Here is a 15150-nt window from a genome sequence, read left to right on the forward strand (position 1 = left end):
CCCCCCAGGCGCCACGCGGCGCCCCGGTCGCGGCGCGTCCCGAGGCGAGCCCGGTGCCGACCCGCCCTCGCGCCGAGCCGGCGCCGCGGACGGATGCCACGGGCACACGGATCCGGCGTGCCGACGGAAACGGGTGGGAGGTGCTGTAGGGCGCCCGCGCTCGGAGTGAGGCGCAGGAACGCGTCGCGCGCTGGCGACCCCGGCAGGGCTCGAACCTGCGACCTAGTGCTTAGAAGGCACTTGCTCTATCCGGCTGAGCTACGGGGCCGTGCGCGAAGGGATAGCAAGAGCCGTCTCGCCGCGCAAACCGTCGCGGCGCCGGGTGGCGCCGGCGGGCGGGTCAGTGCGTCCAGGACCCGACGCGGTTGTGCTTGAAGTTGTCGGAGTAGGAGATGACCTTGCGGGTCGGCTCCTCCGGCTCGTCCACCACGTAGGCGATGCCCTCGCGCTCGGCGTAGGCGACCGCCTGCTCCCTGGTGTCGAAGGTCAGCTGCACCTGCTGGCGGGTGTCGGCGGAGGCGGTCCAGCCCATCAGCGGCTCGATCTGGCGCGGGCTCGCGGGATCGAAGCGCAGCACCCAGCGCTTCGTGCGCGCCTTGCCCGATGACGTCGCCCCCCGCGAGGGCTTGAAGATGCGTGCCGCCATGTCTCTCGCCTCGATCGCTCGGCCGTGCGGCTGGTCGGGGCGGCCGGATTCGAACCAGCGACCCTCTGCTCCCAAAGCAGATGCGCTACCAGGCTGCGCTACGCCCCGACACCGCCGGCACACCTCGCGAGATAGAAGCTCGCGCACGGCGGCGCAAGCTCTTTGTCGGCGGCGCGGCGGCGGGCCCGGCCCAAAGGTCGCATTGCGTGGCTCGTCGTTAAGGCCTAGCTCGGGCGCATGAACGCACCGCTCCCGCGACCCGCCCACCCGAGCGGGGTCGCCACGCTGACGCGCCCCTGCCCCATCTGCGGTACGCGGAACGGGGACGCCCCCGCCCTCCCCTACGGCCGGGACGGCTGGGACGTGGTCGCCTGCCGCGGCTGCGGCTTCGCGCACATGCCGGTCGTGCCGCGCACCGAGGCCCTGGTCGACACGCTCGCGTGGGAGACGCAATACGCCCGCGAAGGTGCGCGCCGCAAGCAGCGCCAGCCGATCCTTCATTGGCTCGACGCGACGACGCGCTGGCGGCTGCGCCTGTTCCCGCGCACCGAGGGCGTCGATCTCCTCAACCGCACCGCACCGAGCGGGCCCGCGCTCGATCTCGGCTGCGGCACCGGCTCGAACCTCGCGCGGCTCGATACGCGCTTCGTGCCGCACGGTATCGAGATCTCCAGCGCGCTGGCGGCGCAGGCGGGCGCCTACGCGACGGCGCGTGGCGGCTCCGTGGTCCACGCCTCGGCGCTCGAGGGCCTCGCCGCCTTCCCGGACGGCTTCTTCACGGCGGCGCTGCTGCGCTCCTACCTGGAGCACGATTGGCAAGCGCGCGAGGTCCTGGCGGCGCTCCACGCGAAGATGGCGCCGGGCGGCCTCGCTGCGGTGAAGGTCCCCAACTACGGCTCATGGAACCGTCGGATCATGGGCGCACGCTGGTGCGGCTTCCGGCTGCCGGATCACGTGAACTACTTCGATCCCGCATCGCTGCGCCGGCTCGGCGAGGAGACGGGCTTCACCGTGCGGATCCGCTGGAGACACGCCCTGCCGCTCGACGACAACGTGCTGGCACTGTTCCAGCGGTGAACTCGAGCGGCCGTCAGCGCTCGAACAGCGGATGCTCGACCCGGTCGCCAGCCTCGATCCCGAGGCGGCGCGCCGTGCCCGCGTTGAGCTCGAGCACGGAGAGCACGGGCTGGCCGGAGCGGATCGTCCGCTCGGAGAGCGGCTCGGTGTTCTCGGCGATGCGCACGACGGTGCCGTCCGCGTCGATGAACAGCATGTCGAGCGAGATGTAGGTGTTTCGCATCCACATCGAGACCGGGGCCACCCGCTCGAAGTCGAAGAGCATGCCCTGATCCGCCGGCATCGAGCGGCGGAACATGAGGCCGCGCTGGCGTTCCTCGGGCGTGGCCGCGAGCTCGACCTCGAAGGCGTGCTCGCCCGTGTCGGTGACGATCGTCAGCGGCTGCAGCTCCTGCGCCGTCGCGGAGGGGACGGCGAGCGCGACGACCGCCGTCAGCAGGACGAGCGCGGCCGCGAGGCCACGCGCAACGGAATGGACCATGGAGGAACGCCTCACGCCGACGGACCCCTCAATGCGAGGACGGCAGGGCGCTGTCGACCATGCGCACCTCGGCCGCCATCAGGCCCTTCGGGCCGTCGCCGTAGCGCACGTAGACCTGCTCGCCCGGCTTGAGCTCGGCGATGCCGTAGCGCCGCAGGGTCTCCATGTGGACGAAGATGTCCGCCGTCCCGTCCCCGCGGGTGAGGAAACCGAAGCCGCGCAAGCGGTTGAACCACTTGCACACGGCGAGCTCCAGCCCGCTCGTCGCCGCCACGCTGACGTGGGTGCGCGCCATCGGCAGCTCGGAGGGGTGGACGGCGGAACTCTCGTCGAGCGAGAGGATGCGGAAGGCCTGGTAGCCGCGGGGTCGCTGCACGGCTTCCACGACGATGCGTGCCCCCTCCGCCGCAGTCTGGTAGCCGTCCCGCCGCAGGCAGGTGACGTGGAGCAGGACGTCCGGGAGGCCGTTGTCGGGGACGATGAAGCCGAAGCCCTTGGCGACGTCGAACCACTTGATGACGCCGGCGATCTCCGTCAGCTCGAGCGGGCGCTCGACCGCACGCTCGGCCGACGTCTCGAGACCATGCGCCTCGAGACCGCGCATCTCGGAACCGCGCGCGGGCACGACCGGCGAGACCGTGTCCTGCCCGCCCTCGCTCTTGCGATCGCCGCTCACGCTCCGCGTGCCCGTCGATCCCGGGTCGAATTCGTCAGACATGCACTACACCGATCGAACCACGCCGCTTGATTCTTAAAGGGAGGATAACACCCAATTCCGAGAACGAAAGCCCGAAAGATCGGCAATTGCCGAGCTCGATTCAAAGATGTAGCGAAACAACAAGGATGTCATGGACTTGCATGAGCGTGCCGAGACGCCGGCTCGGCTCGGGCCGGCCGGCGCCGGCGTGCGGTTTCGAGGAGGGATGCGATGAGGGTCGTCGGAGCGGGCGAGGCGAGGAATGCGGGGCGCGCCCGCTTCGCGGCGGTGGACGTGGCGCGGGGGGCGGCGCTCGTCGCGATGATCGTCTACCACCTCGCCTGGGACCTTTGGTTCTACGGGCTCGTCGCCGTCGAGGTCCCCTTCGATCCGGCCTGGCGAACCTTCGCACGGGCGATCGCGGCCTCCTTCCTGATCCTCGTGGGCGTGAGCCTCGTCCTCGCCCACGACGCGGGGCTCGACGCGCGCGCCTTCCTCGTGCGCCTCGCGAAGGTCGGCGGCGCGGCCGCACTCGTGACGCTGGCGACCTTCGTCGCCTTCCCGCAGAGCTTCATCTTCTTCGGCATCCTGCACATGATCGCGGTAGGCAGCGTGCTCGCCCTGCCCTTCCTGCGGCTCCACCCGGCGATCACGGCGCTCGTCGCGGCGGCGGTCCTCGCCGCGCCGTTCCTCGTTGCGGATCCCGCCTTCGACACGCGCTGGCTCGCCTGGATCGGCTTCTACGATACGGCGCCGGACACGAACGACTTCGAGCCGGTCTTCCCCTGGCTCGCCGCGGTGCTGGCGGGGGTCGCGGCGGGCCGCGTCCTGCTCGACACGGGCCTGCGCGCCCGCGTCGCCGCGCTCGAGGTCCGCGGCCGCCTCGGACGCGGGCTCGTCTGGATGGGGCGCTGGAGCCTCGTCATCTACCTCCTGCACCAGCCGATCCTTCTCGGCGCGCTCTGGCCGGTCGCGCTCGTTGTCGGCGAGAGCGCGCGCGCTGAGCAGACGGCGAGCGCCTGCCGGCGCACCTGCGAGGAGAACGGGCGCGACGCCGCTTTCTGCGTGCGCTATTGCGACTGCGCGCTCGGCACCCTCGAGGCCGAGGGCCTGATGACCGCGCTGGACGGCGCCGCGACGCCCGAGCAGGACGCCCGCATCGGAGAGATCGCCAACGCCTGCGTCGCCCGCACGCTGCGGGAGAGCCCCGCGCCGGAGTGACGTTGAGCGCGTCGCCTGCACGATCGAACGGCCCCACCGCCCGCGCTTCGCGCGGACTACTCCCCTTCGGGGAGGAAGCGGGTCGGCGGATGGTGCGAACGGCGGATGCAGGCCGCGCCCCACCTCCTCCCCGCAGGGGAGGCCGCAGGCCGGAGGGTGGGGAGGACGGCGGGCCGGCTCGCAGCGACCATCCAACCGCCGGCCGCGCGAGCAAGACGCGCCTGCGCGGAAGGCTTCAGTCCTTGGCGCGCTCGACGTAGGACCCGTCCTCGGTCATCACCACGATGCGGGTGCCGGCGGAGATGTGGGGCGGCACCATGGTGCGCACGCCGTTGTTCAGCATGGCGGGCTTGTAGGACGAGGACGCCGTCTGGCCCTTCACCACGGGCTCGGTCTCGACCACCTCGAAGATCACACGCTGGGGCAGCTCGATGGCGATGGCGAGGCCCTCGTGCAGCTTCAGCGAGACCGTCATTCCCTCCTGGAGATAGGCGGACTGGTCGCCGATGTCGTCCTTCGACATCGTGACCTGGTCGAACGTCTCCGGGTTCATGAAGTGGAAGCCCTCGCCGTCCTCGTAGAGGAACTGGTGGTCGCGATCCTCCACCGTGGCCTTCTCGACCTGCTCGGTCGTGCGGTAGCGCTCGGAGACCTTGGTCCCGTCCGAGATGCGGCGCATGTCGACCTGCGTCACCGGCGTGCCCTTGCCGGGGTGGATGTTCTGCGCGGTGAGGACCACGTAGAGCTTGCCGTCGACGTCGACGACGTTGCCCTTGCGCAGGGAGCTCGCGATGACCTTGGCCATGTCTCTTCCACTTCGTGTGCGCCGCGTGCCGCGGCCGATCGATGTCGCCAGGCTTGAACCTGCTCGGCCTGCGCATTACCCCACGAGGCGCGCCCGGTCTAGTGAGCCGGCGAGCCGAGTGCCCCACGAAGGAGACCCGTGAGCAGATGCAGGCCGCCTCCCCCTTCTGGGATCCCGGACGCCACGCCGACCGCCGGCCCTTCCTCGTCGGGCGCGGCGCGGTGACGGACGCCGTGCGTGCGCATCTTCGCGCCGAGGGCTTCCTCGAGGTGGAGACCGCCTGCCTTCAGGTCTCACCCGGCAACGAGGCGCACCTGCACGCGTTCCGCACGCCCCTCGCGGCGGCGGACGGGCGCACGCGGGAAATGTACCTGCACACCTCCCCCGAATTCGCCTGCAAGAAGCTGCTCGCGGCGGGCGAGACGCGGATCTTCACGCTCGCGCGGGTCTTCCGCAACCGCGAGCGCGGCCCGCTGCACCATCCCGAGTTCACGATGCTCGAATGGTACCGTGCCGGCGCGCCGTGGGAGGCGCTGTGGGCGGACTGCGCCGCCCTCCTCGCAGCCGCCGCGGACGCGGTGGGCGCGCGCGCCTTCTCCTGGCGCGGGGCGACCTGCGACCCGCGCGCCGAGCCCGAGATCCTGACGCTGGCGCAGGCCTTCGCCCGCCACGCCGGCATCGACCTCCTCGCGACCCTCGACGCGCGCGGGGCCGGCGACCGCGAGGCGCTCGCGGCGCAGGCGCGGGCCGCCGGCATCCGCGTCGCCGCCGACGACGGGTGGTCGGACGTGTTCTCGAAGGTGCTCGTCGCGCGCATCGAGCCGCATCTGGGCATCGGGCGCCCCACCATCCTGTGCGCATACCCCGCCTGCGAGGCGGCGCTCGCCCGCGCCAGCGCCCGTGACCCGCGCGTGTCCGAGCGTTTCGAGCTCTACGCCTGCGGCGTCGAGCTCGCCAACGGCTTCGGCGAGCTGACCGACCCCGCCGAGCAGCGCCGGCGCTTCGGGCTCGAGATGGACGAGAAGGCGCGCGTGTGGGGCGAGCGCTACCCGCTCGACGAGGACTTCCTCGCCGCGCTCGCCCGCATGCCCGAGGCCGCCGGCTGCGCGCTCGGCTTCGACCGGCTGTGCGTGCTCGCCACCGGCGCGCGGCGCATCGAGGACGTGCTGTGGGCGCCCGTCGCCGATCCGTTCGACGACGCGGAGCGCGAGGCCTCATGAGCGCGCGCACCCTCCACCGCGTCGACGATCTCGTCGCCGCCGGCCTCGCGCCCGCGGACGCGCACGCCCGGGCGGACCTCGACGCCGTCGCCGCGCGCTATGCGATCGGCGTCACGCCGGCGATGGCCGCGCTGATCGACCGGGCCGATCCGCACGACCCGATCGCGCGCCAGTTCGTCCCCTCCCCCGCCGAGCTCGAGACACGCCCCGAGGAGCGCGCCGACCCGATCGGTGACGACGTCCATTCCCCCGTCCCCGGCATCGTCCACCGCTACCCGGACCGCGCGCTCCTCAAGGCGGTGACGATCTGCCCGGTCTATTGCCGCTTCTGCTTCCGCCGCGAGAGCGTCGGGCCCGCCCATGGCGGGCTCCTGCCGGAGGCGGAGCTTTCGGGCGCCTTCGCCTATCTCACCGCGCATCGCGAGATCTGGGAAGTGATCCTCACCGGCGGCGACCCGCTGGTGCTCGCCCCGCGGCGGCTCGAGGCGCTGATGCGCCGCCTCGCCGCGCTCGACCACGTCAAGATCGTGCGCCTGCACACCCGCGTCCCCGCCGTCGACCCGGACCGGGTCGACGGCGACCTCGTCGCCGCGCTGAAGGCCTGCGGCAAGACGGTCTACGTCGCGCTCCACGCCAACCACCCGCGCGAGCTGACGCCCGCCGCCCGCGCCGCCTGCGCGCGGCTCGTCGAGGCGGGGATCGTCATGGTCTCGCAGTCGGTGCTGCTGCGCGGCGTCAACGACGACGTCGAGACGTTGGCTTCCCTGATGCGCGGCTTCGTCGAGGCGCGGGTGACGCCCTACTACCTGCACCACCCGGACCTCGCGCCCGGCACCGCCCATTTCCGCCTCTCGATCGCCGAGGGCCGGGCGCTGGTCCGCGCCCTGCGCGGGCGCGTCTCGGGCCTGTGCCAGCCCACCTACGTCCTCGACATCCCCGGCGGAGCCGGCAAGAGCCCGATCGGGCCGGGGTATCTCAGCGAGGGCGCGGGCGAGGCGGTCGTGGTCGAGGACTGGCGGGGCGGCCGGCACGCGTACCCGCCCGCTCCCGCCCCCTCGGGGCGGGAACGATCCGCGTAGCGGATCAGGGGCGGGGTCCCGCCGCGCGGGCCTCCGCGTCGTCGTCGGCGGCGTCGAGCGCCAGGACCGCGTCCGGCACCCAGGCGGCGCGGCCGTGCACGGTGGCCCAGACGAAGCCGCTCTCGGAATGGTGCAGCACGGCCCGGTCGCCCGGCCCGACGGTGTGCTCCAGGGCCGAGAAGTCGCGGATCATCCTCAGTCGGCCGTCGGCGGCGGGCGCCGTCCAGGCCGTCGGCGTCCAGCCGGCGCGGCCGTCCGGCCCCGTGCACCAGGTCCAGCCGAGGATGTCGGTCTCGGCGCTGCGCACGGCGTCGGGGACGACGAGGTCGCCGGCCCGCACGGCGATCGGGTCGGGATAGGGGCGCTCGTAGTCGGCGATCACCGTCGCCGTCGTGCCGGGGGGAAACCGGTAGAGCACCGCTCAAGCCTCCATCGTGCGCGCGCCCGCCGGTCTCGCCTTCTCCACCGGCTCCACCGCGTAGCCCAGCAGCTCCGCGGCGCGCTCGGCGGCGTCGGCGAAGGGGCGCAGGACGACGTCGGCGCCGGCGTGGTGGAGGCGCCGGGCGTCCTCCGGGTCGTGGCTGCGCACCGCGATCCGCCCGGTGAAGCCGCGCGCGCGCACGGCCTCCATCAGCACGATGCGCCCGTCGCCGTGGACCACGCTCGGCCCCGCCGGCGGGGGCGTGGCGAGGATGAGCCACGACACGCCCGCGAGCGGCAGGCTCTCGGGGAACTCCGGGTCGGCGGCGTCGCCGTAGAGCCCGTCGTGGCCGCGCTTGCGCCAGCGCTCCAGCGCCTCCGGGTCGAAGTCGACGCCGAGCAGCCGCGCGTCGTTGGCCACGAGCACGCGGGCGATCTCGCGCCCGTAGCGGCCCACCCCGAAGACGATGGCTTCGTAGCGCCCCGCCGTCGTCGCCTCGTCCTCGGTCTCGCGGAACGGGTTCCTGCGCTCCGCCCAGCCGAGCAGCGGCTCGAGCCAGCCGTAGAGCGTCTGCGAGTAGAGGATCATGTAGGTCGACAGCGTGATGGTCACGAGGCCGACCAGCGTCACGAGCCCGATCGAGGCGTCGCCGACATGCCCGAGCGTGACGCCCATCGCCATGAAGATGAGCGAGAACTCGGAGATCTGCGCGACCGTCAGCCCGGCGAGGAAGCCGGTGCGCTTGCGGTAGCCCATCGCCCCCATGATCGCGAGCACGATCAAGGGGTTGCCCACGAGCACGAAGACCGAGAGCACCAGCGCCGGCACGACCTGGTCCCCCAGCGTGCCGAGCCGGAGCGAGGAGCCGAGCGCCACGAAGAAGAAGAGCAGCAGGAAGTCGCGCAGCGACGCGAGCCGCGAGCCGATCGCCTCCCGGAAGGAGGTCGAGGCCAGCGACACGCCGGCGATCAGGCCGCCGAGCTCCTTGCCGAGCCCGATCACGTCGCAGAGCGCGGCGAACATCACCGCCCAGGCGAGCGCGAAGGCGACGAGCAGCTCCGGCAGGCTCGCCACGCGCCGCAGGAGCGGCTCGGCGCCCCAGCGGATGAACACGCCGACCAGCGCGAGCAGCACGACGCCCGCCCCGAGCGTGCCCGCGATCCCGAGCCCCGCCGGGCTCCCCTGCGCCCCGACGCCGAGCGTCGAGAGCACGATCATCGCCAGCACCACGACGATGTCCTGCACGATCAGGAAGCCGATGGCGATGCGCCCGTGCAGCGCGTCGACCTCCCGCTTGTCGGAGAGGAGCTTCACGATGATGATCGTGGAGGAGAAGGTGAGCGCCACCGCCACGTAGAGGCTCGTCGTGAGGTCGAGCCCGAGCGCGAGGCAGATCAGGAAGCCGACGCCCGCAGTGAACCCCACCTGCCCGAGCCCCGTCGCCAGCGACACCGCGCCGAGGCTGCGGATCGCCTGGAAGTCGAGCTTGAGCCCCACGAGGAAGAGCAGCACCGCGATGCCGATCTCGGCCAGGAGATCGACGTACTCGGCCTCGTGCACGATCCCGAGCACGTCCGGCCCGACGACGATGCCCGTGGCGATGAAGGCGACGATCAGCGGCTGCTTGAGCAGATGCCCCAGGAGCCCGATGCCGGCGGCGAGCGCGAGCAGGAGGGCGATCTCGTAGAAGGGGTAGGTCTCGTCCATGTCCGGGCGGGGCCTTTCGCGAGTCTCGGGGGCGGCGGGTGCGGGGGGACTATCGCGTAGCGGGGACACGGCGTGTAGACGCGGGGAATGCGTAGGCCATCCCGCCCCCTCGGGGCGGGGACCGCCCGCGACAACGGATCGGCGGCGGGGTCCCACAGGGGCACGACGGCGGGCGGCGCGGTCTCTCCTTCCCTGTACGGGAAGGTGTCGCCGGCGAAGCCGGTGACGGATGGGGCGCGGCGCGAAAGCGACGCGTTCCACGAAGCGGAAGAGCACCGTATCCACGGCTACTGTCGTTCTTCGGCTGCGCCGAACGCGCGGCACGCTCGCACCCCAGGACGGAGCGCCCCTCTCAGGGATACGTCCACCCGCCCCCGCGCCCCTCGAGCCGCTCCACGGCCGCGGCGGCGATGTCGTCCTCGTCGAGGGGCGGCGGCGCGCCGTCGCCGTAGTGGCCGCCGCCGAGGAGCCGCGGGCGCGGCGCGACGCCCTCGCGCAGCCGCGCCGCCCAATAGGCCTCCGTCCGCGCCCGCTAGGCCCGCTCGGACGCGACCCGCGCCGCCACCGCCCGCGCCACCCGCCGGGGACGGGTGCGGCGCCGACACCGGACGAGGAGGGCCGCGAGGAAGCTCCCGAGGAGGGCGATGGCGAGGAGGGCGAGCGCGAGAGTGAGGGGGGTGGGCATGGGTGGGTTCCGTTACCGAGGGTCGACTGACTGACAGACACAGTACGACAGACGGATAGATACCACAATTCGCGCAATTCACCGGCCTTCCGTGCGGGCCGCCTTTTCTCGCAGCTTGCGCCTGTGGAGGCGCGGCGTGACTCTCAAGGAAATCTTCGGCTCGAACGTCCGCGCCGCGCGCGAGGCCCGGGACTGGTCCCGCCCCGACCTCGCCGAGCGCTCCGGCCTCGCCGACAACACCATCGCCCGGGTCGAGCGCGGCGAGATGGGCCTCTCCTTCGAGAACATCGAGGCGCTGGCCCGCGCCTTCGGCATCGAGCCCATCGCCCTCTTCGCCCCCGAGCCCCCAATCGACTCGCCCCCCGAGCGCACCCGCCAGCTCCAGCGCATCGACGTGCTGCTGCGCCGGCTGGAGGAGAAGGAGCTGGCAAGGGTCGGGCGGGTGATCAAGGCGATGGAGGGGTGAGGCGCACTCCTAGCGCCTCAGCTCTTATCTGGCTTCCAATAAGCGAGCGGCTCGAATCTATCCTCAACCTGGTATACAAAGACCCTACCTGAAGGAATAGCATTGTTGTGTGAGTACCTACTAGGAGAACGGCAAACAACTTGAAACTTTTCATTTGCTAACGCCGCAATGCCAAAAGCCAGCGCATGCGTTTTCGCACCGATCGCAAAGCATGTTGTAGGACGCTCAAGGCATCTAATGGTCTCCTTGGCCATCCCGACTACGTCAAATAAATCATACTCGAACGCCTCTACACAAGGCGTCGCAAGTAGAAGTTCACGCGCGGTCAGCTCACTTTCGTACTGAACACTAGGCAGCCTCTCCTTGGAGCCTGTTACGCCGAAAACGCACATCCTATCCGCCTCAAATCTCTCAATTAATGGAAGCGCACTGCTAACTTCTCCACCGAGCGAGACAAATAAGTCTCGTCTTGACGGGACATACGTCTCTCCCTCAAAATAGGGGACCTGTAGCGACGTCCATTCACCTTCAGATATAAGGGAGCCGTGACCTACTGCTTTGCCGAGCCGGAACTCGTACTTACCCGCCTCCGAGTAAAGGAAATCCATTCTGGCGGCGACATCCTCTCGAAAGCCATGCCCAAGCAGGTACAGCAAATATCTCTTCGGCAAGCATGAAATATCTATAATAATGGACAGAGGGTTGCCAGCCTCACGTACAGCATCGCTCATCAATCGTCTGAATACAGCGACGTTATCCTCCCAATCCACAGATGACGCGAGTTTGAAGCTCTCAACGCCAGAACCGAGGATTGATCTTGCGTCAGACTCGACTTGATCCTTCCGCTCGTCCGCACTCGCATCCACCGACGCAAATCGGATCAATTTGACGGCTCGCGCCCTCCCACTCAAGTGTTCAAGAGCTGTGGTCGCCCGTGCCTCCCAACTGACGAAAGCAAGCGCCAAATCGTATTTACGCAGCAAAGAACAACCGTCGTCCACGAGCCCCTGGCGCACATGGAATGTTCCGATTGCGCACTCAATCATCATCACTTCTCGCAATCAGAGGAAGCAACAGCTGCTCTACTTCTTCTGGAGCATCTTTCACCAGACCTGCTACCCACTGATCGGGCGTTAGATCTGCTCCAGGAAGGCATACTCGGGACAGGTATTCAACGGACAGGCGCACAGGCTCATACGCTCCACGGTAAGAGAACAGAAAGCGCGGCGCAAATCGCCTATGCAATCTGAAGCCAGAGATCGGTTTCATTCGCGCAAGACCCCGAATGGCTCTATGCTTCAAAGGAACAGTCCGGAGATATCCAGCGAGTTCTGCGCGGCTTATAATCCGTTCGGCATATAGCCTGGCCTCTTCATCGTCAACGAGAAGGTCGTCTGACTTTCGCAAAATAAACACCCCCCTCTCACTTGTAGACAGCGCCTTATGGCCTGTCGTCGATTGCAAGCTAGAAGTGTACTTCGCCAATGCCTCAATCAAATTCGACATAGAAACTGCGGCCGGATCAGACGTCCCTCCAACTCCCTCAAACCAATCATTGCTCGATTTATAGATTCCCTCGGTCTGGATGGAATTTGCAATCTTAGTACGAGAACTAAACCTCCGTAAAATCACAGTTTCGTCAGACTTTTGAAACGCATCACGATAGGCATCATAAACATCAGCCATTATCTCCAAAAAATCGCGTATCGATCCATCAGATAGTGAAATTATTATGTTGGACCCCGAAAGAGGAAGACGTTTAAAACCGATCCTTGCAGAAATCTGAAGAAGTGCACCGACCATCTTTCTTCTTAACCAAGCTTGATGGTTTGATTGCTCAAGCATCGGCACATATTTAATCATCCGTTCAAGATCCGATTCATCTGCCACCGACTTGAACGACTCTCCCCGGCCCATCCAATGCCAAAGGATGTAAGCCTGATAATAGGGTAAAGGTTCTATTCCCTCTCTACTAATCTTTCGATCTGATTGGTCATTGATATGTCGTAGGAGCAACTCGGCCGCAGCACGTATCTGTCGAGCTAGCGGGCTAGTCGACCGACGGATCATAAGGTGTAGAATATCATTTACACTAGACGAACCAAGTTTTTCATCTAAGGAGAATATTGAGGCGATTGTCTTGCCAGTTACTTTGGGCCGGTCAGAGGGCGGCAGCGAAAAAAATACCCTTAAACTGGAAACTGCCTCACAGAGCTTATAGAAATCTTCTTTAACTCTAAAGTCAAGAGGCACAACAACTCGATCTGCATCTGTTAACGGCTGCTCAGGAAGGAAGGTGTCAGCCCCTTCTATCGCATCTCCCACTGCGCACACTACCCACGAAATCGGAAATTTTCGGACACGAACCATTGTGTTGAGAGATTTGAGTTGAAGTTGGCTCAAAACCTCGCAGTCATCAAGGCAGAACTTAAAGCCAGGCGCAGAACTTGACTTGGAATTCGAATATTTAACAGTCGAGGAAAGCTGCTTACATAATGTCACAAGCATTTCGTTCGGTTGTCGTGCTGGCAAAGAATCGATTAAAGTAGACACAAAACCCCTGCCAGTCGCTTCATTCATGCGTCGTATAACGGTCCTCATCAGCTTTGCCAAAGAGTCAAAACTTAGTGGCCGTGGGCTAAGAAAGTTGGTGAGCTGCGGGAACTCAGACAAGAATTTTTCAACTACCTCGAACTCTGCTTCTGCTTGGAACGTTAGCTCGCCTGCCACTCTCAGCGAGTGTACAGCTGTAAGCGTTTTCTCAAGACAAATGAGTTCAATTGCGAGTGAAAAGAAAGAGTGAAACTCCAGTTCCGGATGCCGTGCCAGGGGGAATATTTCCTGCCAATCTGCTCTTCCCATCGATTGCGAGACATGATCCGGAAGTCTAACGTAGACACCAATGTATTTAAAGTCGCTAAGTTTTCTCTGCAGCCGAAGAGATGGATTTCGTAGTAAGTCTTCCCAACATATGCTTCTCAGAAGTGTTGTCTTGCCACTTCCCCTGCTCCCATGAACGTATGCGGATTTGTCGCCCGCGAGCGCGCGTGCGGTCGGCGCAAACCATATCAAGGGGAGGCCCGTATGATCGTGCTCCCATCGAGTTGGGCGGAAGGGATTGATCTCAGCGTCCATCACATATCGGCCCTTATAATCCAGTCATCTTGCGGAAGATTGTCGTTCTCAATCGTCAATAACCCATCTGCTACCAATTGTTCCACAACGATTTTTAGTCGCGTTTCATCAGGTTTGGGCTTAATTTTCGATGCAATGCTCTCAACTTCTGACCAGTATGCAACCCTTAGGTGCAGCAACTTCGTGAATAGACTTGTCGAGAGCGGATCAAGCCGACGCCGGCGTCCAGCCAACGGCATCGAAACCTTCTTTAACTGTGTCAAAAATCCCGACTGATCGAAGCGGATTGGAGTGATGTGACAAGCAATGGCAACATTGCCTGGCGTGAATATGATGTCAACGACATTAAAGCCTCGAAGGGCATTAGGCGCGCTGATCACAAGTATTGGCGCCCCGTTCTGGTTCTGCACCAGCTCAATTGGGTCTTCATGAATGTGACCATGGAGATAAATAATTGGCCTGCCTGCCTCGCAAAGGGAGGCCCTCAGTGCACCACCGTTTATCAACTCCGTGTAGGGTGCCAATCGCGGGAGCCGTTGAGGAAGAAGGTTGTGGTGGGCAACGATAATCGGAATTTCTCTTCCAGGAGTGGAACCGATCTCATGCATGAGGGCCGAGATCGAATCCTCGGTGAGAGCTGGTGTGTCGAGTTGACGATCGTAGTAAGCCTTCAACGCTTTACTTCCGCCAGAACTCCCTAATGCCTGGTCTATCGCTGCCACGATCGGTCGGCGGAATTCCTCGGGTATGCTGCTTTCATCGCCGCAGCCCCAACAGCTGTTCATTAAAAGAACGCGTGTTTTCGGCCCGTCAGCACCAACCTCAATGCGGACCGGGCCGGTCACCGGCAGATTGCCAAGGCCAAACTGGCCGAGAGCAGCAGAAAGTGGAGAGAACTTCGTGGCAGTACCAGGTCGCTTGGCGAGGGTGCGATCGACGTCATGATTGCCGGGTACGATCCCGATTGGAATATGCTCGAATTTTCTTCCACTGCCTAACTGTAGCGCTTGAGCGATATACCGACAACACGCCTCGTAGCCACGAATCTGACCATAATCAGTAAAGTCTCCCATGAATAAAACGCAGTGTATTTGTTCTTCCTCAAGTAAGGAGAATATTTTTTTGAACACTCGCTTCAATGGAGAGACAGAAATAGCTGAGCTTAGCCCAGTGGGAAAACTGCGGTCTTTTAGATCGACGAAGGGCTGAGCAGATGCACCGCTCGGAAGGTGGATATCGCCGATCTGGAGGAGTCGAAGGCGCGGGAGCATAGTCGCATTATGGACAATTTAAGAGCATTTGCAACTGCATTTTAAGTTTGGTCCTGTCGTCGATTGCAGTAGGTGAAGGAGGGCCGCCCCTCTTGTGGCGGTCTGAAGACGGCGATAAATTTACTCTTCGAGGGCAGTAAACCCAATAGAATCAGTGCACTGATGGTCGAGGGTGGCAGATCCACCGGCCATAGCAGTTCCATAAGCTACCGCTTATGGAAAACTTCTCCCCGATATAT

15 protein-coding genes and 2 tRNA genes are annotated in these 15150 nt (G+C 65.6%); 5 read left to right on the forward strand and 12 right to left on the reverse strand.

The annotated features are described in order from the left end of the window. Positions 1–191: 191 nt before the first annotated feature. The 3 genes from ACTZWW_RS08370 to ACTZWW_RS08380 all read right to left on the reverse strand — a co-directional run bounded on the left by ACTZWW_RS08370 (position 192) and on the right by ACTZWW_RS08380 (position 754). Positions 192–268 (reverse strand) — tRNA-Arg (locus ACTZWW_RS08370). Positions 269–340: 72 nt separating this feature from the next. Next, the gene (locus tag ACTZWW_RS08375; RefSeq protein ID WP_444780490.1) at positions 341–646 is read right to left on the reverse strand and encodes an ETC complex I subunit; all 306 of its coding nucleotides are present in this window, start codon (positions 644–646) and stop codon (positions 341–343) included. A gap of 31 nt (positions 647–677) precedes the next feature. Then, positions 678–754, reverse strand: a tRNA-Pro gene (locus ACTZWW_RS08380). 129 nt (positions 755–883) lie between these two features. Between ACTZWW_RS08380 and ACTZWW_RS08385 the strand changes: the two genes are divergently transcribed. After that, on the forward strand, positions 884–1723 hold the full coding sequence (locus tag ACTZWW_RS08385; protein WP_444780491.1) for a class I SAM-dependent methyltransferase: 840 nt from the start codon (positions 884–886) through the stop codon (positions 1721–1723). 13 nt (positions 1724–1736) lie between these two features. On the opposite strand, the gene ACTZWW_RS08390 is transcribed toward ACTZWW_RS08385, so the two are convergent. Both ACTZWW_RS08390 and ACTZWW_RS08395 read right to left on the reverse strand, forming a co-directional pair. Then, positions 1737–2204: a DUF192 domain-containing protein gene (locus ACTZWW_RS08390; RefSeq protein ID WP_444780492.1), complete on the reverse strand. Its 468-nt coding sequence runs from the start codon at positions 2202–2204 to the stop codon at positions 1737–1739. 28 nt (positions 2205–2232) lie between these two features. Then, positions 2233–2808 (reverse strand): cold-shock protein, encoded by a 576-nt coding sequence (locus tag ACTZWW_RS08395; RefSeq protein ID WP_444780547.1) that lies wholly within the window; start codon positions 2806–2808, stop codon positions 2233–2235. Between the two features lie 324 nt (positions 2809–3132). On the opposite strand from ACTZWW_RS08395, the gene ACTZWW_RS08400 reads away from it, so the two are divergent. Then, on the forward strand, positions 3133–4122 hold the full coding sequence (locus ACTZWW_RS08400; protein WP_444780493.1) for a heparan-alpha-glucosaminide N-acetyltransferase: 990 nt from the start codon (positions 3133–3135) through the stop codon (positions 4120–4122). A 235-nt stretch (positions 4123–4357) separates the two neighbouring features. On the opposite strand, the gene efp is transcribed toward ACTZWW_RS08400, so the two are convergent. Beyond that, positions 4358–4927, reverse strand: a complete 570-nt coding sequence (gene efp, locus ACTZWW_RS08405) for an elongation factor P (protein ID WP_444780494.1) — start codon at positions 4925–4927, stop codon at positions 4358–4360. A gap of 146 nt (positions 4928–5073) precedes the next feature. Between efp and epmA the strand changes: the two genes are divergently transcribed. Beyond that, entirely contained in the window at positions 5074–6147 is a 1074-nt protein-coding gene (epmA, locus tag ACTZWW_RS08410; protein WP_444780495.1) for an EF-P lysine aminoacylase EpmA, read from the forward strand. Continuing rightward, positions 6144–7226 (forward strand): lysine-2,3-aminomutase-like protein, encoded by a 1083-nt coding sequence (locus ACTZWW_RS08415; RefSeq protein ID WP_444780496.1) that lies wholly within the window; start codon positions 6144–6146, stop codon positions 7224–7226. The genes epmA and ACTZWW_RS08415 overlap by 4 nt, the downstream gene beginning before the upstream one ends. A gap of 4 nt (positions 7227–7230) precedes the next feature. On the opposite strand, the gene ACTZWW_RS08420 is transcribed toward ACTZWW_RS08415, so the two are convergent. The 3 genes from ACTZWW_RS08420 to ACTZWW_RS08430 form a co-directional block, all read right to left on the reverse strand. Then, positions 7231–7644, reverse strand: coding sequence for a hypothetical protein (locus ACTZWW_RS08420; protein WP_444780497.1), 414 nt, complete (start codon positions 7642–7644; stop codon positions 7231–7233). Between the two features lie 3 nt (positions 7645–7647). Then, on the reverse strand, positions 7648–9354 hold the full coding sequence (locus ACTZWW_RS08425) for a cation:proton antiporter (RefSeq protein WP_444780498.1): 1707 nt from the start codon (positions 9352–9354) through the stop codon (positions 7648–7650). A 532-nt stretch (positions 9355–9886) separates the two neighbouring features. Beyond that, positions 9887–10039, reverse strand: a complete 153-nt coding sequence (locus tag ACTZWW_RS08430) for a hypothetical protein (protein ID WP_444780499.1) — start codon at positions 10037–10039, stop codon at positions 9887–9889. Between the two features lie 136 nt (positions 10040–10175). Here ACTZWW_RS08430 and ACTZWW_RS08435 point away from each other — a divergent pair, with 136 nt between their 5' ends. Beyond that, positions 10176–10505 carry a helix-turn-helix domain-containing protein gene (locus ACTZWW_RS08435; protein ID WP_444780500.1) on the forward strand — a complete coding sequence of 110 codons (330 nt, stop codon included), beginning with the start codon at positions 10176–10178 and terminating at the stop codon, positions 10503–10505. A gap of 17 nt (positions 10506–10522) precedes the next feature. On the opposite strand, the gene ACTZWW_RS08440 is transcribed toward ACTZWW_RS08435, so the two are convergent. The 3 genes from ACTZWW_RS08440 to ACTZWW_RS08450 form a co-directional block, all read right to left on the reverse strand. Then, positions 10523–11371 carry a hypothetical protein gene (locus ACTZWW_RS08440; RefSeq protein ID WP_444780501.1) on the reverse strand — a complete coding sequence of 283 codons (849 nt, stop codon included), beginning with the start codon at positions 11369–11371 and terminating at the stop codon, positions 10523–10525. A 172-nt stretch (positions 11372–11543) separates the two neighbouring features. Further along, on the reverse strand, positions 11544–13640 hold the full coding sequence (locus tag ACTZWW_RS08445; protein WP_444780502.1) for an ORC-CDC6 family AAA ATPase: 2097 nt from the start codon (positions 13638–13640) through the stop codon (positions 11544–11546). Beyond that, complete coding sequence (locus ACTZWW_RS08450; protein ID WP_444780503.1) at positions 13640–14911, reverse strand: metallophosphoesterase family protein; 1272 nt, start codon at positions 14909–14911, stop codon at positions 13640–13642. The genes ACTZWW_RS08445 and ACTZWW_RS08450 overlap by 1 nt, the downstream gene beginning before the upstream one ends. Positions 14912–15150 lie beyond the last annotated feature (239 nt).

Origin of the sequence: Salinarimonas sp. NSM, assembly GCF_052380005.1 — a bacterium.
Classification (GTDB): domain Bacteria; phylum Pseudomonadota; class Alphaproteobacteria; order Rhizobiales; family Beijerinckiaceae; genus Salinarimonas.

Excerpts from the sequence above, each read along its gene's own strand:
- ACTZWW_RS08375 (WP_444780490.1), bottom strand. The coding sequence starts at position 646 with ATGGCGGCACGCATCTTCAAGCCCTCGCGGGGGGCGACGTCATCGGGC.
- ACTZWW_RS08385 (WP_444780491.1), top strand. The coding sequence starts at position 884 with ATGAACGCACCGCTCCCGCGACCCGCCCACCCGAGCGGGGTCGCCACG.
- ACTZWW_RS08390 (WP_444780492.1), bottom strand. The coding sequence starts at position 2,204 with ATGGTCCATTCCGTTGCGCGTGGCCTCGCGGCCGCGCTCGTCCTGCTG.
- ACTZWW_RS08395 (WP_444780547.1), bottom strand. The coding sequence starts at position 2,808 with ATGCGCGGTCTCGAGGCGCATGGTCTCGAGACGTCGGCCGAGCGTGCG.
- ACTZWW_RS08400 (WP_444780493.1), top strand. The coding sequence starts at position 3,133 with ATGAGGGTCGTCGGAGCGGGCGAGGCGAGGAATGCGGGGCGCGCCCGC.
- efp (WP_444780494.1), bottom strand. The coding sequence starts at position 4,927 with ATGGCCAAGGTCATCGCGAGCTCCCTGCGCAAGGGCAACGTCGTCGAC.
- epmA (WP_444780495.1), top strand. The coding sequence starts at position 5,074 with ATGCAGGCCGCCTCCCCCTTCTGGGATCCCGGACGCCACGCCGACCGC.
- ACTZWW_RS08415 (WP_444780496.1), top strand. The coding sequence starts at position 6,144 with ATGAGCGCGCGCACCCTCCACCGCGTCGACGATCTCGTCGCCGCCGGC.
- ACTZWW_RS08425 (WP_444780498.1), bottom strand. The coding sequence starts at position 9,354 with ATGGACGAGACCTACCCCTTCTACGAGATCGCCCTCCTGCTCGCGCTC.
- ACTZWW_RS08430 (WP_444780499.1), bottom strand. The coding sequence starts at position 10,039 with ATGCCCACCCCCCTCACTCTCGCGCTCGCCCTCCTCGCCATCGCCCTC.
- ACTZWW_RS08445 (WP_444780502.1), bottom strand. The coding sequence starts at position 13,640 with ATGGACGCTGAGATCAATCCCTTCCGCCCAACTCGATGGGAGCACGAT.
- ACTZWW_RS08450 (WP_444780503.1), bottom strand. The coding sequence starts at position 14,911 with ATGCTCCCGCGCCTTCGACTCCTCCAGATCGGCGATATCCACCTTCCG.